We start from the raw sequence: 24,809 nt of genomic DNA, 5'->3' as shown, positions 1-24,809 counted from the left end.
GTTCGGATCGGGATCGGAGGACTCAGGGGGTCGCACGCTGCGCCGCTGCCATCTCCTGGCTGCGCTTTCGCTCTGCGCGTGCGATGAGGTAGCTGGCGAGCACCACGCCGACGGCGACCAGCAAGATGATCACGGTGGCCACGGCGTTGACGCTGGGGTGGAGGCCCAGGCGCGCACGCGAGAAGATGACCAGCGGCATGGTGGTGGCGCCCGGCCCCGACAGGAAGGCCGACAGCACCACGTCGTCGAGCGACAGCGTGAAGGTGAGCAGCCAGGCCGACACCAGCGACTGCGAGATCATGGGCAGCGTGACGAGCGCAAACACCTGGTGCGGGCGCGCGCCGAGGTCCATGGCGGCTTCCTCGAGCTGCGGGTTGAGGTCCTGCAGGCGGGCCTGCACCACCACGGTGGCGTAGGCGAGGCCCAGCAGCAGGTGGCCCAGCCAGATGGTCAGCATGCCGCGCTCGGGAAAGCCCAGCCAGCGCTGCATCGACACCAGCATCAGCAGCAGCGACAGGCCGACGATCACCTCGGGCATGACCAGCGGTGCGTTGACCATGCCGCTGAAGAGCGTGCGGCCGGCGAAGCGCCGGTACTTCACCAGTGCAAACGCCGCCAGCGTGCCCAGCACGACCGATGCGCAGGCGGTGAAGAAGGCGATGCGCAGCGACAGCCACAGGCCGGACAGCATCTCGCGGTCGTCGGCCAGCGCGGCATACCACTTCAGTGTGAAGCCGGCCCAGACGTTGGCGATCGGCGAGTCGTTGAACGAATAGAGCACCAGCGCCGCGATGGGCAGGTAGAGGAAGAGGTAGCCGGCGGCCAGCCAGGCCTTGCCGAAATGCTTCGCCAGGCTCATCGCCGCACCCGTCATCGCCGCACCTCCTGTGCCTCTGCCTGGTACTTGCTGAACACCGCCAGCGGCACGAGGATGAGCAGGATCATCAGCACTGCCACCGCCGAGGCGAGCGGCCAGTCGTTGTTGCTGAAGAACTCGTCCCACAGCACCCGGCCGATCATCAAGGTGCGCGGGCCGCCCAGCAGCTCCGGAATGACGAACTCGCCGACGCAGGGGATGAACACCAGCATCGATCCGGCGATGATGCCGGCCTTCGACAGCGGCACCGTCACCTTCCAGAAGGCGACCCAGGGCGTGGCGCCCAGGTCGTTGGCGGCTTCGAGCAGCCGCAGGTCCATCTTGGCGAGGTTGGCGTACAGCGGCAGCACCATGAAGGGCAGGTAGGTGTAGACCATGCCCACCACCAGCGAGAACGGCGTGTTCATCAGCTTGCCGGGCGCCTCTATCAGCCCGCCGGCCAGCAGCAGATGGTCGATTCGCAGGCCGATCAGCAGTTCGGCGATCCAGCCGTGTTCGCCCAGCAGGCCCTTCCATGCGTACACCCGCAGCAGGAAGGATGTCCAGAACGGCAGCATCACGAGCATCAGCAGGGCCGGCTGCACGGTGGCGCGTGCGCGTGCCATGAAGTAGGCGAACGGGTAGCCGATGGCCAGGCACAGCACCGTGGTGGCCGCCGCGTACTTCAGGCTCGACAGGTAGGTCTTGAAGTAGAGGTCGTCTTGCGTGATGAAGACGTAGTTGCCGAGTTTCAGCGTCAGCTGCAGCGCGCCGTCGGCGTAGGTGACGAGGTTCCTGAAGTTCACGTTCTCCATCTCGGAGACGCTGATCTTCACGACGATGAGGAAGGGCAGCAGGAAGAACAGCAGCAGCCAGGCATACGGCAGGCCGATCACGGCGGTGCGGCCGCGCAGCGTCTTCCGGAGGCGGTAGGGCAGCCGCTGCTTCACTGGGTTAGCACCACTTGGGCCGAAGGCGACCAGTGCGCCCAGGCCTGGTCGTCCCAGGTGAGCACGTCGTCGGGGTGACGCTCCACGTTGCTCTGGCTGACCTTGAGCACCGCGCCGCTGGCCGTCTGCAGGTGGTAGACGGTGAAGCTGCCGAAGTACGACAGGTCCTTCACCCGCCCGGCAAGCTTGTTGAACTCGCTGTCCGCCGGTTCGGCTCGCGTGAGGCAGATCTTTTCCGGCCGCAGGGCGACCGTCACGTCCATGCCTTCGGTGCCGGTGATGCCGTGGCCCACGTAGTGCCGGCAGTCGGCGCAGTCGATGATGACGTGGTCGGGGTTGTCGCTGGTCAGGCGCCCCGGCATCAGGTTGACGTTGCCGATGAAGTCGGCCACGAAGCGGGTGGCCGGCGTTTCGTAGATGTCGCCCGGCGCGCCGACCTGCAGGATGCGGCCTTCGCTCATGACAGCGATGCGCGAGGCCATGGTCATGGCTTCTTCCTGGTCGTGCGTGACCATCACGCAGGTCACGCCCACCTCTTCGATGATGTTGACCAGCTCGATCTGCGTCTGCTCGCGCAGCTTCTTGTCGAGCGCTCCCAGCGGCTCGTCGAGCAGCAGCAGCTGCGGCCGCTTGGCCAGGCTGCGGGCGAGTGCCACCCGCTGCTGCTGGCCGCCCGAAAGCTGGTGGGGCTTGCGCCTGGCGAACTTCTCCAGCTGCACGAGCTTCAGCATGGCTTCGACCCGCGCGGCGATCTCGGCGCGGGGCATGCCGTCGCGCTTCAAACCGAAGGCGATGTTGTCCCACACCGAAAGATGCGGGAACAGCGCGTACGACTGGAACATCATGTTGATGGGCCGCTCGTACGGCGGCAGCCCGGCGAGGTCGCGCCCGTCGAGCACGATGCGCCCGGAGGTCGGCGTCTCGAAGCCGGCCAGCATGCGCAGCAGCGTGGTCTTGCCGCAGCCGGACGACCCCAGCAGCGCGAAGATCTCGCCCTTGGCGATGTCGATCGAGACGTGGTTGACCGCGAGCGAACCGCCGCCGAAGTCCTTCACGACGTCTTGAATCTGCAGGAATGCCGGCGCGGCTGCTGCCACGTTTCCCATGCGCCTCCCTCCAGTGAGTGAGCTATGTGCTCAAAGGCCCGTCTTGAACGAGGTGTACAGGCGGGTCATCGTTCGCCGGATGTCGTTGCTGATCGCATCGGGCGCGGCCATCTTCTTCATGTCGGCATCGCCCGGAAAGACCGTCGGGTTGCTGGCCACCTCGGGCTTCACGAACTTCTTCGACTCCCTGTTGGGGTTGGCGTAGAAGACCTTGTTGGTGAGCCCGGCGTGAACTTCGGGGCGCAGGATGTAGTTGATGAACTTGTGCGCATTGCCGGGGTGGGGCGCGTCGGCGGGGATCACCATCACGTCGAAGAACAGCACGCCGCCGGTCTTGGGGATCAGCGCCTCGATCTTCTGGCCGGTCTTGCCGTCGATGGCGCGCTGGCGGGCGATGTTGATGTCGCCCGACCATCCCAGCGCGAGGCAGATGGAGCCGTTGGCCATGTCGTTGATGTAGCCCGACGAGCTGAACAGGGTGACGTAGGGCCGGATCGACTTGAGCAGCGGACCCACGGCGCCGTAGTCGGCCTGGTTGCGGCTGTAGGCCGGCTTGCCGAGGTAGTGCAGGGCGGCCGGGACCACCTCGGTGGCCGAGTCCAGGAAGCTCACGCCGCAGCTCTTGAGCTTGGAGATGTACTCCGGCTTGAAGACGAGATCCCACGCGTTGTCGGGCATGGGCGTGCTGCCCAGGGCGGCCTTCACCTTGTCGACGTTGATGCCCACCGTGGTGTAGCCCCACAACCAGTTCACCTGGAACTGGTTGCCCGGGTCCAGCTTGGCGAGCTGCTCCTGCAGCGCGGGGTCGAGGAACTTGTAGTTCGGGATCTGCGACTTGTCGATCTTCTGCAGCAGGCCGCCGTCGGCCTGCAGCTTGGCCCAGTAGGACGAGGGCACCACCACGTCGTAGCCGGTGCGGCCGGCCACCAGCTTGGCGTGGACGATCTCGTTGTTGTCGAAGTTGTCGTAGCGCACCTTGATGCCGGTCTCCTTCTCGAAGTTGGCCAGCGTGTCGGGCGCGATGTAGTCGGACCAGTTGTAGACGTTGAGAACCTTCTCTTCTTCTTGCGCAAGGGCCGGCATGGCAGCCAGCAGAGTCGCGCACAGGCCCAGCACGGTGCCGGCGGCTGCGCGGCGCAAGCGTGTCGATTTCATCGTTGAATCCTCCGGTCGTTGCTCTGCGATGGTTCGTTCGTTCGTTCGTTCGTTCGTTCGTTCGTTCGTTCGTTCGTTCGTTCGTTCGTTCGTTCGTTCGTTCGTTCGCGGGGCGGCCCGGTCAGTCGAGCCAGCCCTTGTCCTTCACGTCGGCCCATGTCTTGTCGAGGCACAGGCGGATCAGCCGGCCGAGCTCGTCGATCTGCTCGGGCGTGATGACCAGCGGCGGGGCCACGATCATGCGGTCGCCCACCGCGCGCATGATCAGGCCGTTGCCGAAGCAGTGGCCGCGGCACACCATACCCACGGCCAGCTCGGGTGGGAACAGGGTTCCCCGGGCCTTGTCCTTCACGAGCAACAGTGCGCCCATGAGCCCGCAGGTTTCGGCATCGCCCACCAGCGGATGGTCCTTCAGGCCCTGATAGAGCTTCGCAAGAAGCGGGCCGGTTTCGTTGCGCACCTTCTCCACCAGGCCCAGTTCACGGATCAGCCGGATGTTGGCCAATCCGACCGCGCAGGCCACCGGGTGACCCGAGTAGGTGTAGCCATGCTCGAACTCGCCGCCCTGTTCGATGAGCACCCTGGCCACGCGGTCGCCCACCATCACACCGCCCAGCGGCACGTAGCCGGAGGTCACGCCCTTGGCGAAGGTCATCAGGTCGGGCTCGGTGCCGAAGCGCTCGCAGCCGAACCAGTGGCCGGTGCGGCCGAAGCCGCAGATGACTTCGTCGGACACCAGCAGGATGCCGTACTTGTTGCAGATGGCCTGCACCGCCGGCCAATAGGTGTCGGGCGGGATGATCACGCCGCCCGCGCCCTGCACCGGCTCGCCGATGAAAGCCGCCACCTTCTCGGGGCCGACCTCCAGGATCTTGTCTTCGAGCCAGCTCGCGGCCACGCGGCCGAATTCCTCCTTGCCCATCTCGCGGCCCAGCTGGTACCAGTAGGGCTGCTCGATGTGCGTGATGCCGGGAATGGGCAGGCCGCCCTGGGCATGCATGCCGCTCATGCCGCCCAGCGAGGCGCCGGCCATGGTGGAGCCGTGGTAGCCGTTCCTGCGGCTGATGATCACCTGCCGCTCGGGCTGGCCGAGCACGTCCCAGTAGCGGCGCACCATGCGCACGATGGTGTCGTTGCCCTCCGAGCCGGAGCCTGAGAAGAACACGTGGTTGAACTGCGGCGGCGTCACTTCGGCCAGCAGTTCGGCCAGCTCGATGGCCGGCGGCGTGGCGGTCTGGAAGAAGGCGTTGTAGAAGGCCAGGTCTTTCATCTGCCGCGTGGCCGCCTCGATGAGCGGGGGCTGCCCGTAACCCACGTTGACGCACCACAGGCCGCTCATGGCGTCGAAGATCTTCTGGCCTTCGCTGTCCCAGAGGTAGATGTTCTCGGCGCGCGTGATGATGCGCGAACCCTTCTTCGCCAGCGCCTGGAAGTCGGTGAAAGGGTGGAGAAAGTGGGCCGCGTCCGCGGCTTGCCATTGCTGGGTGGTTCTCATGGTGGTGCTTCCCGTCAGACGTGGAGGAGCAGGTGCTCGCGCTCCCAGGGCGAGATCACCTTCATGAACTCTTCGTGCTCGATCTCCTTCACTTCGGTGTAGACGGTGATGAACTCCTGGCCGAGGGCCGCATGCAGGTCCGGCTCGTCCTTCAGCTTGGCCAGTGCCTCGCCCAGGCTGCGCGGCAGCTGGTATTCGCCCAGGTAGGCGTCGCCCTTGCACTCCGGCGACGGGTCGATGCGGTTCTTGATGCCGAGGTAGCCGCAGGCCAGCGTGGCGGCCAGCGCGACGTAGGGGTTGGCGTCGGCGCCGATCACGCGGTTCTCGATGCGCCGGGCCGCCGGCACGGCCACCGGCGAGCGGATGCCCACCGTCCGGTTGTCGGTGCCCCACTGGATGTTGATGGGGGCCGACATCGACCTCGCGAGCCGCCGGTATGAATTGACGTACGGCGCGAACAGCGCCATGGCGGCCGGGATATAGCGCTGCAGTCCGCCGATGTACCAGTAGAACTCGGGGCTCGGCGAGCCGTCCTCGTTGCTGAAGATGTTGCGTCCGCTGGCCTTTTCGACCACGCTCTGGTGCACGTGCATCGCGCTGCCCGGCTCGTTGGCCATCGGCTTGGCCATGAATGTGGCGTACATCTCGTGGCGCAGCGCCGTCTCACGGATGGTGCGCTTGAAGAAGAACACCTCGTCTGCCAGGCCCAGCGGGTGGTCGTGGAAGAAGTTGATCTCCATCTGCCCGGCGCCCACCTCGTGGATCAGCGTGTCCACGTTGAGCTCCATCTTTTCGCAGTAGTCGTAGATGTCCTCGAACAGCGGGTCGAACTCGTTCACCGCGTCGATCGAGTAGGCCTGGCGGGAGGTTTCGGAGCGGCCGCTGCGGCCCTTGGGCGGGCGCAGCGGCATGTTCGGGTCGGTGCTGCGCTCGATCAGATAGAACTCGAGCTCGGGCGCCACCACGGGCGACCAGCCTTCGGCGTCGAACAGCTCGCACACCCGGCGCAGCACCGAGCGCGGCGCATACGGGATGAGCTTGCCGTCGCGGTCGAAGCAGTCGTGGATCACTTGGGCGGTCGGGTCCACTGCCCACGGCACGATGCGCACCGTGGCCGGGTCGGGCTTCAGGTGCATGTCGCGGTCGGTGGGCGTGATGACGTCGTAGTACGGGCCCTCTTCGGGGAATTCACCGGTCACGCCGATCGCGACGATCGCCTCGGGCAGCCGCATGCCGCGGTCTTCGGTGAACTTCTCGCGCGGCAGGATCTTGCCGCGCGCCACGCCGGTGAGGTCCGGCACCAGGCATTCGATTTCGGTGACGCGACGCTCATTCAGCCATTGCTCGAGCTCGCTGAAAGTGAAACTGTCCTTGACGACCATGTGAGACCCCTGAACGTTGTGAAGGGCCGGGCGCATGCCGCGCGCACCGGCGGACGTGCCGTGAGGCGCGGTTCAACGGGATGGGGGACGGTGGCGGTCTCGGTAGTCCTGGCAGGCCTCGCCGAAGGCCTTGAACAGCTTCAGCGACACCGGGTTGTTGGCCGCCTGCCATTCGGGGTGCCATTGCAGGCACAGGTTGAAGCCGGCGGCGCCGGGCTTGGAGAAGGCCTCGACGAGGCCGTCGGGAGCGAGCGCCTCGACGCGCAGGCCGCTGGCCAGGCGGTTGACGCCCTGGCCGTGCAGGCTGTTCACCTGGAATTCGCGCAGGCCCAGGATCTTCTCGAGCAGGCCGCCGGGCTCGACGTGCACCGGGTGGGACACGCCGTACTGCTTCTCGACCGGTTCGTCGTCGTTGCTGCGGTGATCGCGCTTGCCGCTCACTTCCTGCACGGCCTGGTGCAGCGAACCACCGAGCGCGACGTTGGTTTCCTGCGCGCCGCGGCAGATGGCGAACAGCGGGATGCCACGCTCCAGCGCCCGCGGGATGAGCGGCAGCACCCAGCCGTCGCGCGCCATGTCGAGCGGCAGTGAATCGTCGTGGATGTCTTCGCCGAAGTGGCTGGGGTGGACGTTCGACGGCGAGCCGGTGAGCAGCACGCCATCGGCCACGTCGAGCAGTTCATCGACCTCGTGAGACTCGGCGAGCGGCACCACCAGCGGCAGGCAGCCGGCGAGCCTCACGGCGTCGATGTACTTCTTGCCTGCGACGTGAAACGGATGGTGCCCGATCATCCTGTTGCAGGCGGGAATCAGCACGATCGGCCGGTTCCGGGGCGTTGTCGAGGTACTCATTGGGCTTGCTGCGACTGGGTTATTGACCGCTGCGCGTTGGGCTTACTGATGGTTGAAGAGGTACTTCCAACTCGTGCAAGCAGTGTGCCAAAGCACACGCCGAAGTCAACGCAGGGACGCCCGAAGCATCGGCTCACAGTGCATCCCTCAAACGGTAATAGGCCATGCCCAGCACCAGGGCCGGCATGCGCAGCAGGCGCCCGCCGGGAAAGGCCCGGTGCCTGAGGCGGGCAAAGGTGTCGAAGCGCGAGGCGTCTCCCGCCATGGCCTCGGCCACCAGCCGGCCCGCGAGGCCGGTGAGCGCGAGGCCGTGGCCGGAAAAGCCCTGAAGGTAGTACACGTCCGCGGCGTTCGAAGCTGCGCTTGCACCAACACGCGGCAGCCTGCCGAAATCCGGTGCGCGGTTCATGGAGATGTCGACGAAACCGCCCCACGAGTACTCCACCTTCACGCCCTGCAGTTGCGGGAAGGTGGCCGACATGCGCCGCTGCATGCTGGCCGCGAGGTTGGGCGGCGTCATGGTGCTGTAGCTCACGCGCCCGCCGTAGAGCATGCGATGGTCGGCGGTGGGGCGGAAGTAGTCGAGCACGAAGTTGTTGTCGCACACCGCCGAGCGGCTGGGGACGAGTGATGCAGCCAGCGAAGGCTCGAGGGGCTCGGAGCACACGATATAGGTGCCTACCGGCATGATGCGCGCCTCCAGCTGCGGCGCGATGCCCTGGAGGTACACGTTGCCGGCCAGCAGCACCTGGCGCGCTCGCACCTGGCCGCGCGGCGTGTGCACCGTGGCTTGCGTACTGCGCTCCAGGCGGGTGGCGGGCGTCTGTTCGTGGACGCGCACGCCCAGCGATGCCGCGGCCCTGGCCAGCCCCAGGCTGTACTTCAGCGGGTGAAGGTGGCCCGAGCGGGCGTCGTGCAGGGCGCTGTGATAGCGCGGACTGGCGATCCACCGCGGCATGTCGGCCGGCTCGATCCAGGCGAGGGGGTAGCCGTAGACCTGGGTGGTGTGGTCGTACCAGCGCCGCAGGTCGCCGGCCTTTTTCGCGTTGACGGCCACGCCGAGGTAGCCGTCCTGCCATTCGCAGTCGATGCCGAAGCGCCGACGCCGTGCATGGATGAGGTCGAGCGCTTCGAGCGACATGGCCCAGACCCGCCGGGCTTCGTCGAGGCCGAGCTGGGTTTCGATCTCTTCCTGGTCGCAGGCCAGCCCGTGGATGGCCTGGCCGCCGTTGCGGCCCGAGGCGCCCCAGCCGACCTGCCTGGCTTCCAGCAGCACGACCGAAAAGCCGCGATCGGCCAGCTCGATGGCGGCCGACAGGCCTGCCAGTCCGCCGCCGACGATGGCCACGTCGGCCTGCACCTCGCCTTCGAGCGCCGCAAAGCTCACGTCACGCGGCGCGGTGGCCGCGTAGTACGAATGGCGCGTGAGGTCGCGATCGGCGCTCAGCAGGCTCATGAGGTAGGCGCTAGGCAGTCCCTCGGTGGGCGGTCGTGAGGACTCAGGCCGCGCGCTTGAGGGCGTCCGCGATCGTGTCCACGATGTGATCGATGTGCGACTTCTCGATGATGAGCGGCGGCGAGAGCGCGATGGTGTCGCCGGTGGTGCGGATGAGCACACCCTTTTCGTAGCAGTCGAGGAACACGTTGAAGGCGCGCTTGGCCGGCTCGCCCGGCAGCGGTGCCAGTTCGATGCCGCCCACCAGGCCGATGTTGCGGATGTCGATCACGTGCGGCAGGCCCTTGAGGCCGTGCAGCGCGTCGGCGAAGTAGCGCTCCATCTCGGCCGCCCGGGTGAGCAGGCCTTCTTCGGCATAGGTGTCCAGGGTGCCCAGCGCCGCGGCGCAGGCGAGCGGGTGGGCCGAGTAGGTATAGCCGTGGAAGAACTCGATCAGGTGCTCGGGGCCCGTCATGAAGGTGTCGTGGATCTCCTGCTTGCAGAACACCGCGCCCATCGGCACGCAGCCGTTGGTGATGCCCTTGGCCACGGTCATCATGTCGGGCGTCACGCCGAAGCGCTGCGAGGCGAAGTTGGCGCCGGTGCGGCCGAAGCCGGTGATGACCTCGTCGAAGATCAGCAGGATGCCGTGCTTGTCGCAGATCTCGCGCAGGCGCTGCAGGTAGCCCTGGGGCGGCAGCAGCACGCCGGTGGAGCCGGCCACCGGCTCGACGATGACCGCGGCGATGGTCGATGCGTCATGCAGGGCGACGAGGCGCTCGAGGTCGTCGGCGAATTCGGCGCCATGCGCCGGCTGGCCCACGCTGAAGGCATTGCGCACCGGGTCGTGGGTGTGCCGGATGTGGTCGACGCCGGCCAGCAGCGTGCCGAACATCTTGCGGTTGCCGACCATCCCGCCCACCGAGATGCCGCCGAAGTTCACCCCGTGGTAGCCGCGCTCGCGGCCGATGAGCCGGGTGCGCGCGCCTTCGCCGCGCACGCGGTGGTAGGCGATGGCCATCTTGAGCGCGGTTTCCACCGCCTCGGAGCCGGAGTTCGTATAGAAGACTCGGTTGATGCCCTCGGGCGTGAGTTCCACCAGCCGCTCGGCCAGCTCGAAGGCCTTGGGATGGCCCATCTGGAAGGGCGGTGCGTAGTCCATCTCGCCGGCCTGCTGCTGGATGGCCTGCACGATCTTCGGCCGCGCATGGCCGGCGTTCACGCACCACAAGCCGGCGATGCCGTCGAGCACCTTGCGGCCGTGCTGGTCCCAGAAGTACATGCCTTCGGCGCGGGTCAGCAGGCGCGGCGCCTTCTTGAACTGGCGGTTGGCGGTGAAGGGCATCCAGTAGGCGTCGAGTCGGCTGTCTTGGTCTTGGTACATCGCGTCGCTCCTCGGGGCCGGTGGGCTCCAAAGCATGAAAGAAGTCTCAGGGAAATCAAGGCGAGTCTAGGCGGGGGCGCGGGCAATAGGGTTGCTCAATGAGGCTGGGCCTACCCTGGTTCTTCGCATAAAGTTGCGCGGAACGCGACACTTGAGGCACAAAATGCGAAGCAAGCCAGCAACCGTGCAATTGGATGCAACCGACCGGGCCCTGCTGCGGGTGCTCCAGACGGACGCCCGGCTGTCGAACGTGGAGCTGGCGCAGCGGGTGCACCTGTCGCCCTCGGCCTGCCTGCGGCGGGTGAAGCAGCTCGAGGAGGCCGGCGTCATCGACCAGTACGTCGCGCTGCTCAACCCCCGGGCGGTGGGGCAGGCGGGCACCTCGTTCACCATCGTGAACGTCGAGCGCACGTCGATGGACACCCTGAGCCGCTTCGAGGAGGCGGTGAAGCAGGAGCCGGCCATCCTCGACTGCTTCTACGTGGCCGGCAACAACGACTACCTCATCCGCTTCACTTATGGCGATGCGGAGGACCTGGAGCGCTTCCATGCCGAGGTGCTGACGCGGCTGCCGGGGGTGGTGCGGTCGAACTCGATGCTGGTGCTGCGCACGGTGAAGCGGACCACGGCGCTCGAGGTGTAGCCACGGCTGGCATTGGGGCCTGGCTTGTGGCAGATTGGCCGCTCTTCGCCTTCGACGATGCCCACCGTCATCCTCGCCCCCAATCTGCGCCGGCATGTCGACGTGCCGCCGACGAGGCTCGAGGCCGCCTCCGTGAAAGAGGCGCTCGACAGGATGTTCGAGGCTCATCCACGGCTGCGGACCTATGTGGTCGACGAGCAGGGCGCCCTGCGCAAGCACCTCATGGTGTTCGTGGACGGCCGGCGCGTGGGCGACCGCGACCGGCTCAGCGATCCGGTCGGCGAAGCCAGCGAAGTGCATGTGTTCCAGGCGTTGACCGGCGGTTGACGACGGCCGGCGCTCGGCGATTCGGATTCAAGGAGACAGCCGATGACCGCAAAGCAAGCCAGCCGCCTGTGGGTGGCCAGCCGCAAGGGCCTGATCCCGTTCGCTCGCGAAGCCGAAGGCTGGCGCCCGGGCGCCCCAAGCTTCCTGGGCGAGCCGGTCACCATGGTGCTGCACGACGAACGCGATGGGACGCTCTACGCGGCCTTGCGGCTGGGGCACTTCGGCACCAAGCTGCACCGCAGCAGCGACGGCGGGGCCAGCTGGGAGGAGGTGGCCGCGCCCGCCTTTCCGCCCAAGCCGCAGACGAGCGAAGACAAGACTCCGTGGTCGGTCGACGTGATCTGGTCCCTGGCGGCCGGCGGGTCGTCGCAGCCCGGGCGCCTGTGGGCGGGCACCATTCCCGGCGGTCTCTTCAGGAGCGACGACCGGGGCAGCAGCTGGCAGCTCGTGGAGTCGCTGTGGAATCGGCCCGAGCGCATGCAGTGGTTCGGCGGCGGTTACGACCACCCCGGCATCCATTCGATCTGCGTGGACCCGCGCGACCCGAAACGGCTGTCGCTCGCGGTGTCTTGCGGCGGCGTGTGGCACAGCAGCGACGATGGCGCCAGCTGGACGCTCGGCGGCAACAACCTCAGAGCCGACTACATGCCGCCCGAGCGTGCGGGCGACCTGGACATCCAGGACCCGCACTGCATGGTGCAGTGCACCGCGGACCCGCAGACCTTCTGGATCCAGCACCACAACGGCATCTTCGTCACCCGCAACGGCGGTGACGAGTGGCAGGCGGTGGACCCCAAGGTGACCAGCGATTTCGGCTTTGCGGTGGCGGTGCACCCGCAGGACCCGAACACCGCGTGGTTCGTGCCGGCGGCCAAGGATGCGCTGCGCATCCCGGTGGACGGCAAGCTGGTGGTGAGCCGCACCCGCGACGGCGGCAAGACCTTCGAGGTCATCGACCGCGGCCTGCCGGCGCCACCGGCCTGGGACCTGATCTACCGCCACAGCCTGGTGGTCGACGACAGTGGCCGGACGCTGGCGATGGGCTCGACCACCGGCGGCCTGTGGATCTCGGACGATGGCGGCGATTCGTGGACCTGCGCGTCGGCCCACCTGCCACCGGTCTACGCCCTGCGTTTCGGCTGAGCCGGCAGTTCAGGCGGTGCCCTGCGCGAGGCGGCCGCACAGGTAGGTCCACACGAAGTTCGCCGCGGCATAGCTGGTCAGCTCCGCATGGTCGTAGGGCGGGGCGACCTCGACGCAGTCCATGCCGATGAAGGGCAGGGGCGCCAGCTCCTCCAGCAGCGTGAGCACCTGGTTGGTGGTGAGCCCGCCAGGCTCCGGCGTGCCGGTGCCCGGTGCGAAGGCCGGATCCAGGCAGTCGATGTCGAGGCTGAGATACAGCGGCGGGTGCCCGTGGGCAGCCAGCCGCTCGGTGATCGCTGCGAGCACCGGTGCGAGCTGGCCGGGGCTTTCGAGGCCGCGCAGGTCGCGGGCGGTGAAGACCAGCCCGCCCTGGTCTCGCACGTATTCACGCGCTTCGCGCAGTCCGGCAGAACGGATGCCCAGCTGCACGAAACACTCCTTGACGACCAGCCCCTCCTGCATGGCCTCGAATACCCAGGTGCCGTGGCCGCTGGGTTCGCCGAAGTGGTCTTGCCAGGTGTCGCAGTGGGCGTCGAAGTGGACCACCGCCAGCGGCTGGCCCAGCCAGGCGCGATACGCCCGCAGCAGCGGCAGGGTGATCGAGTGGTCGCCGCCGATCCATGCCATGTGGTGCTGGCGGATCAGCGGCGCCACCAGCGGCAGCATCGCCTCGCGCATGGCGCCGAGGCTGGTGTTGGGCAAGGGCAGGTCGCCCAAGTCGGTAAGCGCCGCTTCGGGCGACACATTGAAGTGGGAGTGCGTGCCGTCGCACAGCATGTGGCTGGCCTCCCGAATGGCGCGGGGGCCGAAGCGGGCGCCGGGGCGGTTGGTCACGCAGCCGTCCCAGGCGATGCCTGCAACGGCGTACGGCCGCTGCGCATCCTGCGTTGGCACCTTGAGGAAGCTGGAGTTCGACAGGAAGGCAAAGCCGGTCATGAGCTCGGGGTGTCAGGGGAGGGCGAATGATGATACGCAGCGCTTCGGCGACGTTTTCACATGCGAAAAAGAGCGTTCCGCGATGTGAAATATCGGCATGATGCGGCGCCGCAAAATTTCTCATTGCGAGAAAGCTGATTTCGCATTCAGAAATGCAATGACTAAGTTATTGATTTTAAAAGCGAAGATTTTTGGTCTTCTATAAGACATAAGTCTTTGCAAGCGGAAGGGGCAGGCCTATTCTTGAACCCAGTTTCATCGCCGTTTCATCTGACTGGAGAAAAGCCATGACCAACCTCACTCGCGAACAACAAGCCGCCGCCCTCGAGAAGGACTGGGCCGAGAACCCCCGCTGGAAAGGCATCAAGCGCGGCTACACCGCTGCCGACGCCGTGCGCCTGCGCGGCTCGGTGCAGATCGAGCACACGCTGGCCAAGCGTGGCGCCGAGAAGCTGTGGAGCCTGGTGAACACCGAGCCCTTCGTCAACGCGCTGGGCGCACTGACCGGCAACCAGGCCATGCAACAGGTCAAGGCCGGCCTGAAGGCGATCTACCTGTCCGGCTGGCAGGTTGCCGGCGACGCCAATGTGGCCGGCGAGATGTACCCCGACCAGTCGCTGTACCCGGCGAATTCGGTCCCGATGGTCGTCAAGCGCATCAACAACACCTTCCAGCGCGCCGACCAGATCCAGTGGTCCGAAGGCAAGAACGACGTCGACTTCTTCGCGCCCATCGTGGCTGATGCCGAAGCCGGTTTCGGCGGCGTGCTGAACGCCTTCGAACTGATGAAGGCCATGATCGAAGCCGGTGCCTCGGGCGTCCACTTCGAAGACCAGCTCGCTTCGGTGAAGAAGTGCGGTCACATGGGCGGCAAGGTGCTCGTCCCCACCCGTGAAGCCGTCGCCAAGCTGGTGGCCGCCCGCCTGGCGGCCGACGTGATGGGCACGCCCACCGTGCTGATCGCCCGCACCGATGCGGAAGCCGCTGACCTCGTCACCAGCGACGTGGACGACAACGACAAGCCGTATTGCACTGGCGAGCGCACCGTCGAAGGCTTCTTCCGCACGAAGCCCGGCCTGGAGCAGGCGGTCTCGCGCGGCCTGGCCTATGCGCCGTATGCCGACATGATCTGGTGCGAGACGGGCAAGCCCGACCTGGCCTATGCCAAGAAGTTCGCCGAAGCCATCCACAAGCAGTTCCCCGGCAAGCTGCTGAGCTACAACTGCTCGCCGTCGTTCAACTGGAAGAAGAACCTCGACGACGCCACCATCGCCAAGTTCCAGCGTGAACTGGGTGCCATGGGCTACAAGTTCCAGTTCATCACGCTGGCCGGCTTCCACAGCCTCAACTACTCGATGTTCAACCTGGCCCACGGCTATGCCCGCAACCAGATGAGCGCCTTCGTCGAACTGCAGGAGGCCGAGTTCGCCGCCGCCGAGAAGGGCTTCACCGCAGTGAAGCACCAGCGTGAGGTCGGTACCGGCTACTTCGATGCCGTGACCACCACGATCGAGAAGGAAGCTTCGACCGCCGCGCTGAAGGGCTCGACCGAAGACGAACAGTTCTTCGACAAGAAGCACGGCTGATCTCCGCCCACAGCTGCAAGCCTCCGAGACCCCGGGGGCCTGGCCCGGACGCCACAAGCGTCCGGGCCTTTTTGTTCAGAAGGTGAGCTGGATCAGGTGGAAGCCGCGGCTGATGTCGCTGCAGGTCATCCACGGCAACCCCGGGAATTTGTAGACACCCCAGCAGCCGGACAGGCTGGGGCCGATGGCCGGCGTGGTGTCCACGCGCGCGACCACGCGCGGCGAGGCCGGGTCGGACAGGTCGACCGCCACGCCGCCTTCGGTGTAGTGGCTGAGATAGGCCATGCGACCTTCCATGACCACGTTGTGCGGAGTGCCCTGGCCGACGCGGAACTGTGACAACAGCGTGGGAGCGGCGGAGCCGTTCAGTCGCCACACGCGCGCCGGCAGGCCGTTCGGGTATTCCTCGGTGGTGACGACAAAGCTGCCGTCGCCGCTGGGCCAGATGTTGTGGGCAAAGTTGCCCGAGGCAGACCAGCGCGTCACGAGCGCCGGTGCCGTGGCGTCTCGCACGTCCCAGATCGAATAGCTGCTCGCGTTGCCTTCGGCCACGTAGACACGGTCGCCGATGGCCGTCATGTCGTGCACGCTCCTGTGCTGGTTGAACGTGGTGACGTATGTCGGGTTTTCGGGGTCGGCCGAGAGATCCCAGATTTCGATGGAGCCGTCGTTGGGTCCGCCGACCGGATGCAGGGGCTGCTTGTCCGGCGCGTTGAGGCGCCCCTTGGTCGAGCCGTGAGGCGCCGGGTGGTTGGTTGCGCGCTGCAGGTAGAGCAGGCCCCGGGCGGTGTCGATGTCCAGCGTGTGTGCGGCCAGTTCCCCGTCCTGCGGGGTGAACGTCTTCACGAAGCGCACGCTGGCCGGCAGCCCGGAAAGGTCGAGGATCATCACGCCGCCGCGAGGCGCCGTGTGCTCGGACACGACATAGGCATAACTGCCGTGGACACGCATTTCGCGCCAGTAGATGCCCGGTACGGTGGTGTTGGTCGGGCCGTCGACCTCGTCGACGACCCGCGGCACGGTGCCATCGCGCAGGTCGAGCACCAGGACGCCCTTGGCCGTGCCCACGAGCGCATAGCGAGACCCGTCGGGTGCGGTGTAGCCCCAGGTGCCGGCAACGCCGCTGCGGGCCACGCGGCTGAGCACGGTGCCGCCGAAGTCCTGCAGGTCGGGCGCGGTCGCTCCGCCGTCGTCGCCTCCACCACCCCCGCAGGAGGCGAGGGCCAGTGTGATGAAGGCGGCAGCCAGCCGCCGCAACGAACGATTTCGCATGGATACCCCTGCTGTGCCGCGAGACTCTAGCGCGTACAATCGCCGCCACTCAACAAGAGCGAGAAAGGCACGACGGGTTATGACACCGCGAACTACGACCACCTTCTTTACTGAGGTCTAGTCGGTCGGCCGCGGCTTTCGTTTGTCTTCGTTCCAAAGAAAGCGCGGCGCCCACCGCGCTTTTTTGTTTCTGCAGCACCGTGCTGCACGACGAGGACAACGATGATTTCTGTTCAGCTTCCCGACGGGTCCAAACGCGAATACCCAGGCCCGGTGACCGTGGCCGAAGTGGCGGCCTCCATTGGCGCCGGCCTTGCCAAGGCGGCGATCGCCGGCCGCGTCGGCGTGGGCAATGACGCCCGTGTGGTCGACACGAGCTTTCGCATCGAAAAGGACACGCCGCTGGCCATCGTGACCGAAAAGGACGCAGACGGCCTGGAGGTCATTCGCCATTCGACCGCCCACCTGCTGGCTTATGCGGTGAAGGAGCTCTTTCCCGAGGCGCAAGTCACGATCGGCCCGGTGATCGAAAACGGCTTCTACTACGACTTTTCATACAAGCGCCCCTTCACGCCCGAAGACCTGCAGGCCATCGAGCAGAAGATGGCCGAGCTGGCCCGGAAGGACGAGAAGGTCGAGCGGCGTGTGCTGCCGCGCGACGAGGCCGTGGCGTATTTCAAGGGGATCGGCGAGCACTACAAGGCCGAGATCATTGCCAGCATTCCCGCCAATGAAGACGTGTCGCTGTACCGGGAGGGCGCCTTCGAAGACCTGTGCCGGGGCCCGCACGTGCCGAGCACGGGCAAGCTCAAGCACTTCAAGCTGATGAAGGTCGCCGGCGCCTACTGGCGCGGCGACCACCGCAACGAGCAGCTGCAGCGCATCTACGGCACCGCCTGGGCCACGAAAGACGAGCTCCAGCAGTACCTGCACATGCTCGAAGAGGCCGAGAAGCGCGACCACCGCAAGCTGGGGCGCGAACTCGACCTGTTCCACATCGACGACCATGCGCCGGGCGTCGTGTTCTGGCACCCGAAGGGCTGGACGGTCTGGCAGCAGGTGGAGCAGTACATGCGGGCCGTCTACCGTGACAACGGCTACCAGGAGGTCAAGGGGCCGCAGCTGCTCGACAAGACGCTGTGGGAAAAGACCGGCCACTGGGACAAGTACCGCGACAACATGTTCACGACGGAGAGCGAGAAGCGGGACTACGCGCTCAAGCCGATGAACTGCCCGGGGCACATCCTGATCTTCAAGCAGGGCATCAAGAGCTATCGCGACCTGCCGCTGCGCTATGGCGAATTCGGCCAGTGCCACCGCAACGAGCCGACGGGGGGGCTGCACGGCATCATGCGGGTGCGCGGCTTCACCCAGGACGACGGCCACATCTTCTGCACTGAAGACCACATCCTCGGCGAGTGCGTGGCCTACACGGAGCTGCTGCAGCACGTCTACAAGGACTTCGGCTTCACCGAGATCATCTACAAGATCGCCACGCGGCCCGAGCAGCGCATCGGCTCCGACGCGAGCTGGGACAAGGCCGAAGCCGCGCTGATGGAAAGCCTGCGGCGCTCCAACTGCGATTTCGTGGTCGCCCCGGGCGATGGAGCGTTCTACGGGCCGAAGATCGAATACACCCTGAAGGACGCGCTCGGCCGCCAGTGGCAGTGCGGGACGATGCAGGTCGATTTTTCGATGCCCGAGCGCCTGGACGCCGAATACGTGGCGGAAGACGGCACCCGCCAGCGCCCGGTCATGCTGCATCGGGCGATCGTTGGCAGCCTGGAGCGCTTCATCGGCATCCTGATCGAGCAGCACGCCGGCGCCATGCCGGTTTGGCTGGCGCCGGTGCAGGTGGCGGTCCTCAACATCACTGATTCCCAGGCTGATTACGCTGCCGAGGTAGCCAAAACGCTTCAAAAACAAGGACTTAGAACGCACCTCGATTTGCGCAACGAGAAAATTACCTATAAAATCCGCGAGCATTCGTTGCAAAAGGTCCCGTACCTGCTCGTTGTCGGCGACAAGGAGAAAGCGTCCGGGGCCGTTGCGGTGCGCGCCCGAGGCAACCAGGACCTCGGTGTGATGCCCCTAGATGCCTTCTCCCAGAGGATTGCTAGTGACATCGCCCAGAAGGTGTGATGCAGCCGGCCGTTTGCCGGCTCTTCGTACCGGTTGAACCGGGAGCGCGTGTGTTGAAGCTTGGGGTGCGAGCCCCGGAAGGAACCTGACCATCGCTACTTTTGCCGACCGCCGACAGCCCAACGTTGAACGTAAGCACCGGCTGAATCGGGAGATCACCGCTCCCGAAGTTCGCTTGAACGGTGTGGACAACGAGCCGCTCGGCATCGTGAGCATCCAGGAAGCCCTGCGACTGTCTGCGGAGCACGACGTCGATCTCGTGGAGATCGCTGCCACGGCGGACCCGCCGGTGTGCCGCCTGATGGACTACGGCAAGTTCAAGTACGCCGAGCAGAAGAAGGCCGCGGAGCAGAAGGCAAAGCAGCACGTCATCGACATCAAGGAAGTCAAGTTCCGTCCGGGTACCGACGAAGGCGACTACCAGATCAAGCTGCGCAACCTGAAGCGCTTCCTGGGTGAAGACGGCGACAAGGCCAAGATCACGCTGCGCTTCCGGGGCCGCGAGATCACGCACCAGGACATCGGCATGCGGTTGCTGGAGCGGATCCGGGATGACCTCGCAGAGATCTCCCAGGTCGAGAACATGCCCAAGCTCGAAGGGCGCCAGATGATCATGGTGCTGGCCCCGAAGAAGAAGAAATAGGTTTCTTGCAGTTTCACCGGTGCGGGGGTTTGGTCGCCGCCGCATCGGCAAGTCCCGAAGGGCACCCAAGTCCGCGAGAGGTTCGCGGCGCCTCATGGGACCAATCAGAAGGAGCAGTCATGCCCAAGATGAAGACCAAGAAGAGCGCGGCCAAGCGTTTCCGCGTTCGCCCGGGTGGCACCGTCAAGCGCGGTCAGGCGTTCAAGCGCCACATCCTCACCAAGAAGTCCACCAAGAACAAGCGCCACCTGCGTGGCGCGGTGTCGGTGCACGAGACCAACATGGGGCACATGGCTCAGATGCTGCCCTTCGCTGGCCTCTGAAGCCGGGTTCCATCTTCTAGGTAAAGGAATAAGACATGCCTCGCGTCAAACGTGGTGTAACCGCCCGCGCCCGTCACAAGAAGGTTCTGGCCCTGGCCAAGGGCTTCCGCGGCCGCCGCAAGAACGTCTATCGCATCGCCAAGCAGGCGGTGATGAAGGCTGGCCAATATGCCTACCGTGACCGCCGTGCCAAGAAGCGCGTGTTCCGCCAGCTCTGGATCGCCCGTATCAACGCGGCGAGCCGTGAACTGGGTCTGACCTACAGCAAGTTCATGGCCGGCCTGAAAAAGGCTGCCATCGACATCGACCGCAAGGTGCTGGCTGACCTGGCCGTGAACGACCCTGCTGCTTTTGGCAGCATCGTCAACAAGGTGAAGGCCCAGCTCGCTTGAGAAACCGCTAGAGCCGGGGTTCTTGAAGGAGCCACGGCAATGTGAGCCTCGCGAACAGCGAGGCGAGCTTCGCGAAGGCCTGCACCTGTGTGCGGGCCTTTTTTTCGCCGCAAGGAAACGAGCCGTCGTGTCGCGACGGCAAAAGAGCACATGAACGATCTCGACGCCCTGGTTGCTGCAGCGCAGGCGGATTTCACCGCCGCGAGCACACCCGCCGACCTCGAAAACGCCAAGGCTCAGTACCTCGGGAAGGCCGGGCGCCTGACCGAACTGCTCAAGGGCATGGCCGCTTTGACGCCGGACGAGAAGAAGTCACGCGGCGCCGCAATCAACGAGGCCAAGCAGCGTGTCGAGGCGGCGCTCAACGCGCGCCGCCAGGCGCTGGCCGAAGCCGAGCTGCAGGTGCAGCTCAAGGCTGAGGCGCTGGATGTCACCTTGCCGGGCCGCCATCGCGGCACGGGCGGGATGCACCCGATCACGCGTGCCATGGAACGCATCGAGGCCATCTTCAGCTCGATGGGCTTCGACGTGGCCGACGGGCCGGAGATCGAGAGCGACTGGTACAACTTCACCGCGCTGAACAACCCGCTCAACCATCCGGCGCGGTCCATGCAGGACACCTTCTACGTCGACACCAAGGGCACCGACGGCATCTCGCTGAACCTGCGCACCCACACCAGCCCGATGCAGGTGCGCTACGCCCTGCAGCACGCGCGGCGCTACAAGGCCGACATGGATGCGGGCCACCCCATGCCCGACATCCGAGTCATCGCGCCCGGTCGCACCTACCGGGTGGACAGCGATGCGACCCACTCGCCGATGTTCCACCAGGTCGAAGGGCTGTGGGTCGGCGAAGGCATCAGCTTCAAGGACCTCAAGGCGGTCTACATCAGCTTCCTGCAGCAGTTCTTCGAGACCGAGGACATGCAGATCCGCTTCCGGCCGAGCTACTTTCCGTTCACCGAACCCAGCGCCGAGATCGACATGATGTTCGGCAGCGGGCCGCTGAAGGGTCGCTGGCTCGAGGTGTCGGGGTCCGGCCAGGTGCACCCGCAGGTGGTTCGCAACATGGGCCTCGACCCAGAGCGCTACATCGGTTTCGCGTTCGGCTCCGGCATCGACCGGCTGGCGATGCTGCGCTATGGCGTGAGCGACCTGCGCGCGTTCTTCGATGGCGATCTGCGCTTCCTGTCGCAGTTCAAGTAAACACAAGAGGGAAGAGGAAAGAACATGCAATTCCCCGAGTCGTGGTTGCGAGAGTTCTGCAACCCGCCCGTTTCGACGCAGCAACTGGCCGACCTTCTGACGATGGCCGGCCTGGAAGTGGAAGAGCTGCGCCCGGTGGCGCCGCCGTTCAGCAACGTCGTGGTGGCGCTGGTTCAAAGCGTCGCCAAGCATCCCGATGCCGACAAGCTGAATGTGTGCCAGGTCGATGCAGGCACCGGCACGCTGTTGAACATCGTGTGCGGTGCTCCGAACGTGCGTGCCGGCATGAAGGTGCCGTGCGCCATGGTGGGTGCGGAGCTGCCGCCCGGTGAAGACGGCAAGCCGTTCAAGATCAAGCTCGGCAAGCTGCGCGGCGTCGAGAGCCAGGGCATGTTGTGCTCTGCACGCGAGCTGAAGCTGTCCGACGATCACGGCGGCCTGCTCGAACTGGCCGCCGATGCGCCGGTGGGGCAGAGCATTCGCGAGCACCTGAAGCTCGACGACATGCTGTTCACCCTCAAGCTCACGCCCAACCTCGCGCATGCGTTGAGCGTCCATGGCATCGCGCGGGAGGTCTCTGCGCTCACCGGTTCGCCTTTGCTGGTGCCGGCGTTCGCGCCTGTGCAGCCCAGGCACGACGCGAAGCTGCCGGTGCGCATCGAGGCCAACGACCTTTGCGGCCGCTTCTCCGGCCGCGTGGTGCGAGACGTGAACCCCAAGGCGGCCACACCGCAGTGGATGGTCGACCGCCTGGCACGCTGTGGTCAGCGTTCGGTCAGCGCGCTGGTCGACATCTCGAACTACGTGATGTTCGAGTTCGGCCGGCCTTCGCACATCTTCGATTTCGACAAGATCCACGGCGGCCTGCACGTGCGCTGGGGCCGGGCGGGTGAGTCGCTCGAGCTGCTCAACGGCAACACGATCACGGTGGACGAGACCGTCGGCGTGATCGCCGACGACAAGCAGGTCGAGTCGCTGGCAGGGATCATGGGCGGCGAAGCCACTGCGGTGTCGGACGATACGCGCAATGTGTATGTCGAAGCCGCGTTCTGGTGGCCCGAGTCGGTGGCCGGGCGCTCGCGCCGCTACAACTTCTCGACGGATGCCGGCCACCGTTTCGAGCGCGGTGTCGACCCGGAGCTGACGGCCGAGCACGTCGAGCGCATCACGCAACTGATCATCGACGTCTGCGGCGGCGAGGCCGGACCGCTGGACGATCAGCGCGTCAACGTGCCGGTGCGACAGCCTGTGGCGCTGCGGGTGGACCGCGCCGCCAAGGTGATCGGCATGCCGGTCACGCAAGAGCAATGCGCGGACGTGTTCCGTCGCCTGGGTCTTGCCTTCCGCGAACAGCCGGGGCGCATCGAGGTCACCCCGCCTGCTTACCGCTTCGACCTGCAGATCGAGGAAGACCTGATCGAAGAGGTGGTGCGCATCATCGGCTACGACCGCCTTCCGGCGACGCCGCCGATCGCGCCCGTGCGTCCGCGGGTGCGTTCGGAGGCACGCCGTGGTCCCCACGCCTTGCGTCGTGCCCTGGCAGCGCAGGACTACTTCGAAACCATCAACTTCAGCTTCGTCGAGGAACGCTGGGAGCAGGAACTGGCCGCCAACCCGCAGCCGATTCGCCTGCTCAATCCGATTGCCAGCCAGCTGAGCGTGATGCGCTCCAGCCTGATCGGCAGCCTCGTCAACGTGTTGCGCTTCAACCTCGCAAGGCGCGCTTCACGGGTGCGTGTGTTCGAAATCGGACGCGTGTTCTGGCGCGACGTGGGCGTGGTCGATGGAGATCGTTCGGTGGCCGGCATCCGCCAGCCGATCAAGCTCGCGGGCCTGGCCTATGGCGATGCCGGCGAACTCCAATGGGGTACCGCAGAGCGGCCCGTCGATTTCTACGATGTGAAGGGCGACCTGGAGGCGTTGCTGGCTCCGCGGTCGGCGCGCTTTATCGCGGCCACGCACCCCGCGATGCACCCCGGCCGCTGTGCGGCGATCGAACTGGACGGCAAGGTGGTCGGCCATGTCGGCGAGTTGCACCCGCGCTGGCGGCAAGCCTACGAACTGCCGCTGGCCCCGGTGGTGTTCGAGCTGGACGCCGACTCGGCGATGGACCTGCCGCTGCCGAACTACAAGCCGCTGCCGCGCCAGCAGGCCGTGGCGCGCGACATCGCGGTGGTCGTGTCCGACCAGGTAAGCCACGAGCGGCTGATGCAGGTTGTACTGGCGGCGCCCACAGGCGGCTTGCTGCGCTCTGCGCGGCTGTTCGACATCTACAAGCCCAAGCAGCCCACGCCGGAGATCGGTGCGCAGGAGCGCAGTCTGGCGGTGCGCCTGGAGTTGCTCGATGAGGAGGCCACGCTGACCGACGAGCGCATCGAAGCGGCAAAGCAGGCGGTGGTGCAGGCGCTGGCGCAGGAAACCGGTGCGAGGCTGCGCGGTTGAGCGCCGGCCCCGATCGAAGACTCATGAGCACACAGGACAAACCCATGGATCGAGTCATCCTGCCGACGCTGGAGACGCCCACGCTTACCAAGGCCGAGTTGGCAGACCTGCTGTTCGAACGCCTCGGGCTGAACAAGCGCGAGTCCAAGGACATGGTCGAAGCGTTTTTCGACATCGTCCACACGACCCTGGTCAAAGGTGAAGACGTCAAGCTGTCTGGCTTCGGCAACTTCCAGATCCGTCGCAAAGCCCCTCGGCCGGGACGCAATCCCCGCACCGGGGAGGCCATTCCCATCAAGGCGCGCAACGTCGTGACGTTTCACGCCAGCCACAAGCTCAAGGGAGTTGTGCAAGGTGACATACCTCCGGGGGAGGAGTTCGAGTAAAGTCTAGCTTTCCCTACCAATCTCGTTGATTTCAATGGAGAAAGCGCTTCCAGCGATTCCGGCAAAGCGCTACTTCACCATCGGTGAGGTCAGCGAGTTGTGCGGCGTGAAGCCCTATGTGCTTCGGTACTGGGAGCAGGAGTTCACGCAACTCAAGCCGATGAAGCGCCGGGGCAACCGGCGCTACTACCAGCACCACGAAGTGCTGCTGATCCGGCGTATCCGCGAGTTGCTCTACGAACAGGGCTTCACGATCAGCGGGGCGCGAAACCGCCTCTCGGAACTTGCTCACGGGCATCATGCGGCGGCCGACGTGGCCACCGCGTCGACTCCGCCCGATGAGTTGCTCCCCAACGGACACGACGTCGAAGAGGGGGAGGCCGCCGAGCCGGTCGAACCGCCGGCGCGGGCAGTGGCAGCAGTGGCAGAAGAGGTGCAGAAGCAGTCGGCGAGAGCTGCTCTGGCCCACATGCGTCAGGAACTGCTGTCGATTCGTCAGATGCTGACTGTTTGAAGCAGAAATCAGGTTATACTTTTGGGCTCGTCGGGGTGTAGCGCAGCCTGGTAGCGCACTTGCATGGGGTGCAAGGGGTCGCGAGTTCGAATCCCGCCACCCCGACCAATTCTTCGAAGTAAAAGAAGACACAAAGGGTCAGCCGGTTTGCCGGCTGACCCTTTGTGCTTTTGAACCTGCCGCTGATGTTGCGACCGCGCATTGAAGGGGTTGCCCAGGGTTGAGGCTGCACGACCTTG

General features: G+C 65.8%; 23 protein-coding genes and 1 tRNA gene. 13 read left to right on the top strand and 11 right to left on the bottom strand.

The features are described 5' to 3' along the window. Window positions 1–22: 22 nt before the first annotated feature. The 9 genes from E8D38_RS07890 to aptA all read right to left on the bottom strand — a co-directional run bounded on the left by E8D38_RS07890 (window position 23) and on the right by aptA (window position 10,615). Window positions 23–874 (bottom strand): ABC transporter permease, encoded by an 852-nt coding sequence (locus tag E8D38_RS07890; RefSeq protein WP_140627624.1) that lies wholly within the window; start codon window positions 872–874, stop codon window positions 23–25. Then, window positions 871–1,806, bottom strand: coding sequence for an ABC transporter permease (locus E8D38_RS07885; RefSeq protein WP_181178981.1), 936 nt, complete (start codon window positions 1,804–1,806; stop codon window positions 871–873). Before E8D38_RS07885 ends, E8D38_RS07890 begins: the two co-directional genes overlap by 4 nt. Further along, window positions 1,803–2,912, bottom strand: coding sequence for an ABC transporter ATP-binding protein (locus E8D38_RS07880; RefSeq protein WP_140627622.1), 1,110 nt, complete (start codon window positions 2,910–2,912; stop codon window positions 1,803–1,805). Before E8D38_RS07880 ends, E8D38_RS07885 begins: the two co-directional genes overlap by 4 nt. Window positions 2,913–2,942: 30 nt before the next feature. Further along, window positions 2,943–4,067 carry a polyamine ABC transporter substrate-binding protein gene (locus E8D38_RS07875; protein WP_140627620.1) on the bottom strand — a complete coding sequence of 375 codons (1,125 nt, stop codon included), beginning with the start codon at window positions 4,065–4,067 and terminating at the stop codon, window positions 2,943–2,945. A gap of 121 nt (window positions 4,068–4,188) precedes the next feature. After that, window positions 4,189–5,562, bottom strand: coding sequence for an aspartate aminotransferase family protein (locus E8D38_RS07870; RefSeq protein WP_140627618.1), 1,374 nt, complete (start codon window positions 5,560–5,562; stop codon window positions 4,189–4,191). A 14-nt stretch (window positions 5,563–5,576) separates the two neighbouring features. Further along, a complete protein-coding gene (locus E8D38_RS07865; RefSeq protein ID WP_140627616.1) occupies window positions 5,577–6,944 on the bottom strand; it encodes a glutamine synthetase family protein in 1,368 nt (455 codons plus the stop codon). A 72-nt stretch (window positions 6,945–7,016) separates the two neighbouring features. Continuing rightward, window positions 7,017–7,796, bottom strand: a complete 780-nt coding sequence (locus tag E8D38_RS07860; protein ID WP_140627614.1) for a gamma-glutamyl-gamma-aminobutyrate hydrolase family protein — start codon at window positions 7,794–7,796, stop codon at window positions 7,017–7,019. Window positions 7,797–7,929: 133 nt separating this feature from the next. Further along, complete coding sequence (locus tag E8D38_RS07855) at window positions 7,930–9,252, bottom strand: NAD(P)/FAD-dependent oxidoreductase (RefSeq protein ID WP_140627613.1); 1,323 nt, start codon at window positions 9,250–9,252, stop codon at window positions 7,930–7,932. 43 nt (window positions 9,253–9,295) lie between these two features. Continuing rightward, window positions 9,296–10,615, bottom strand: coding sequence for an omega-aminotransferase AptA (gene aptA, locus E8D38_RS07850; protein WP_140627611.1), 1,320 nt, complete (start codon window positions 10,613–10,615; stop codon window positions 9,296–9,298). A gap of 184 nt (window positions 10,616–10,799) precedes the next feature. Here aptA and E8D38_RS07845 point away from each other — a divergent pair, with 184 nt between their 5' ends. Genes E8D38_RS07845 through E8D38_RS07835 form a run of 3 tightly spaced genes read left to right on the top strand, consistent with a single transcriptional unit; the run spans window position 10,800 to window position 12,728 of the window. Further along, the gene (locus E8D38_RS07845; protein ID WP_342779519.1) at window positions 10,800–11,258 is read left to right on the top strand and encodes an Lrp/AsnC family transcriptional regulator; all 459 of its coding nucleotides are present in this window, start codon (window positions 10,800–10,802) and stop codon (window positions 11,256–11,258) included. Between the two features lie 57 nt (window positions 11,259–11,315). Beyond that, window positions 11,316–11,585, top strand: coding sequence for a MoaD/ThiS family protein (locus tag E8D38_RS07840; protein ID WP_140627608.1), 270 nt, complete (start codon window positions 11,316–11,318; stop codon window positions 11,583–11,585). Window positions 11,586–11,627: 42 nt separating this feature from the next. Continuing rightward, window positions 11,628–12,728 carry a WD40/YVTN/BNR-like repeat-containing protein gene (locus E8D38_RS07835; RefSeq protein ID WP_140627605.1) on the top strand — a complete coding sequence of 367 codons (1,101 nt, stop codon included), beginning with the start codon at window positions 11,628–11,630 and terminating at the stop codon, window positions 12,726–12,728. A gap of 9 nt (window positions 12,729–12,737) precedes the next feature. Here E8D38_RS07835 and speB read toward each other — a convergent pair whose 3' ends face one another. After that, window positions 12,738–13,664: an agmatinase gene (gene speB / locus E8D38_RS07830; RefSeq protein WP_140627603.1), complete on the bottom strand. Its 927-nt coding sequence runs from the start codon at window positions 13,662–13,664 to the stop codon at window positions 12,738–12,740. Window positions 13,665–13,951: 287 nt separating this feature from the next. On the opposite strand from speB, the gene aceA reads away from it, so the two are divergent. Then, window positions 13,952–15,250 carry an isocitrate lyase gene (gene aceA / locus E8D38_RS07825; protein WP_140627601.1) on the top strand — a complete coding sequence of 433 codons (1,299 nt, stop codon included), beginning with the start codon at window positions 13,952–13,954 and terminating at the stop codon, window positions 15,248–15,250. Between the two features lie 75 nt (window positions 15,251–15,325). Here aceA and E8D38_RS07820 read toward each other — a convergent pair whose 3' ends face one another. Then, complete coding sequence (locus E8D38_RS07820) at window positions 15,326–16,522, bottom strand: LVIVD repeat-containing protein (RefSeq protein ID WP_140627599.1); 1,197 nt, start codon at window positions 16,520–16,522, stop codon at window positions 15,326–15,328. A 222-nt stretch (window positions 16,523–16,744) separates the two neighbouring features. Here E8D38_RS07820 and thrS point away from each other — a divergent pair, with 222 nt between their 5' ends. The 9 genes from thrS (at window position 16,745) to E8D38_RS07775 (ending at window position 24,678) form a co-directional block, all read left to right on the top strand. After that, a complete protein-coding gene (gene thrS / locus E8D38_RS07815; protein ID WP_140627597.1) occupies window positions 16,745–18,664 on the top strand; it encodes a threonine--tRNA ligase in 1,920 nt (639 codons plus the stop codon). 85 nt (window positions 18,665–18,749) lie between these two features. Further along, complete coding sequence (gene infC / locus E8D38_RS07810; RefSeq protein WP_140627594.1) at window positions 18,750–19,307, top strand: translation initiation factor IF-3; 558 nt, start codon at window positions 18,750–18,752, stop codon at window positions 19,305–19,307. A gap of 119 nt (window positions 19,308–19,426) precedes the next feature. Next, window positions 19,427–19,630, top strand: coding sequence for a 50S ribosomal protein L35 (gene rpmI / locus E8D38_RS07805; protein WP_140627592.1), 204 nt, complete (start codon window positions 19,427–19,429; stop codon window positions 19,628–19,630). Between the two features lie 35 nt (window positions 19,631–19,665). Further along, on the top strand, window positions 19,666–20,022 hold the full coding sequence (rplT, locus tag E8D38_RS07800) for a 50S ribosomal protein L20 (RefSeq protein ID WP_140627590.1): 357 nt from the start codon (window positions 19,666–19,668) through the stop codon (window positions 20,020–20,022). 150 nt (window positions 20,023–20,172) lie between these two features. Next, window positions 20,173–21,228: a phenylalanine--tRNA ligase subunit alpha gene (gene pheS / locus E8D38_RS07795; protein ID WP_140627588.1), complete on the top strand. Its 1,056-nt coding sequence runs from the start codon at window positions 20,173–20,175 to the stop codon at window positions 21,226–21,228. A 24-nt stretch (window positions 21,229–21,252) separates the two neighbouring features. Then, window positions 21,253–23,670, top strand: a complete 2,418-nt coding sequence (gene pheT, locus E8D38_RS07790) for a phenylalanine--tRNA ligase subunit beta (protein ID WP_140627586.1) — start codon at window positions 21,253–21,255, stop codon at window positions 23,668–23,670. A gap of 44 nt (window positions 23,671–23,714) precedes the next feature. Next, window positions 23,715–24,056 (top strand): integration host factor subunit alpha, encoded by a 342-nt coding sequence (locus E8D38_RS07785; protein ID WP_140627584.1) that lies wholly within the window; start codon window positions 23,715–23,717, stop codon window positions 24,054–24,056. 34 nt (window positions 24,057–24,090) lie between these two features. After that, window positions 24,091–24,570, top strand: coding sequence for a MerR family transcriptional regulator (locus E8D38_RS07780; RefSeq protein ID WP_140627582.1), 480 nt, complete (start codon window positions 24,091–24,093; stop codon window positions 24,568–24,570). A gap of 31 nt (window positions 24,571–24,601) precedes the next feature. Further along, window positions 24,602–24,678, top strand: a tRNA-Pro gene (locus E8D38_RS07775). The last annotated feature ends 131 nt before the right edge of the window (window positions 24,679–24,809 follow it).

It is taken from the genome of Methylibium rhizosphaerae (assembly GCF_006386545.1).
Taxonomy (GTDB): domain Bacteria; phylum Pseudomonadota; class Gammaproteobacteria; order Burkholderiales; family Burkholderiaceae_C; genus Pseudorivibacter; species Pseudorivibacter rhizosphaerae.
This window is presented reverse-complemented; position numbering and strand designations above follow the sequence as displayed.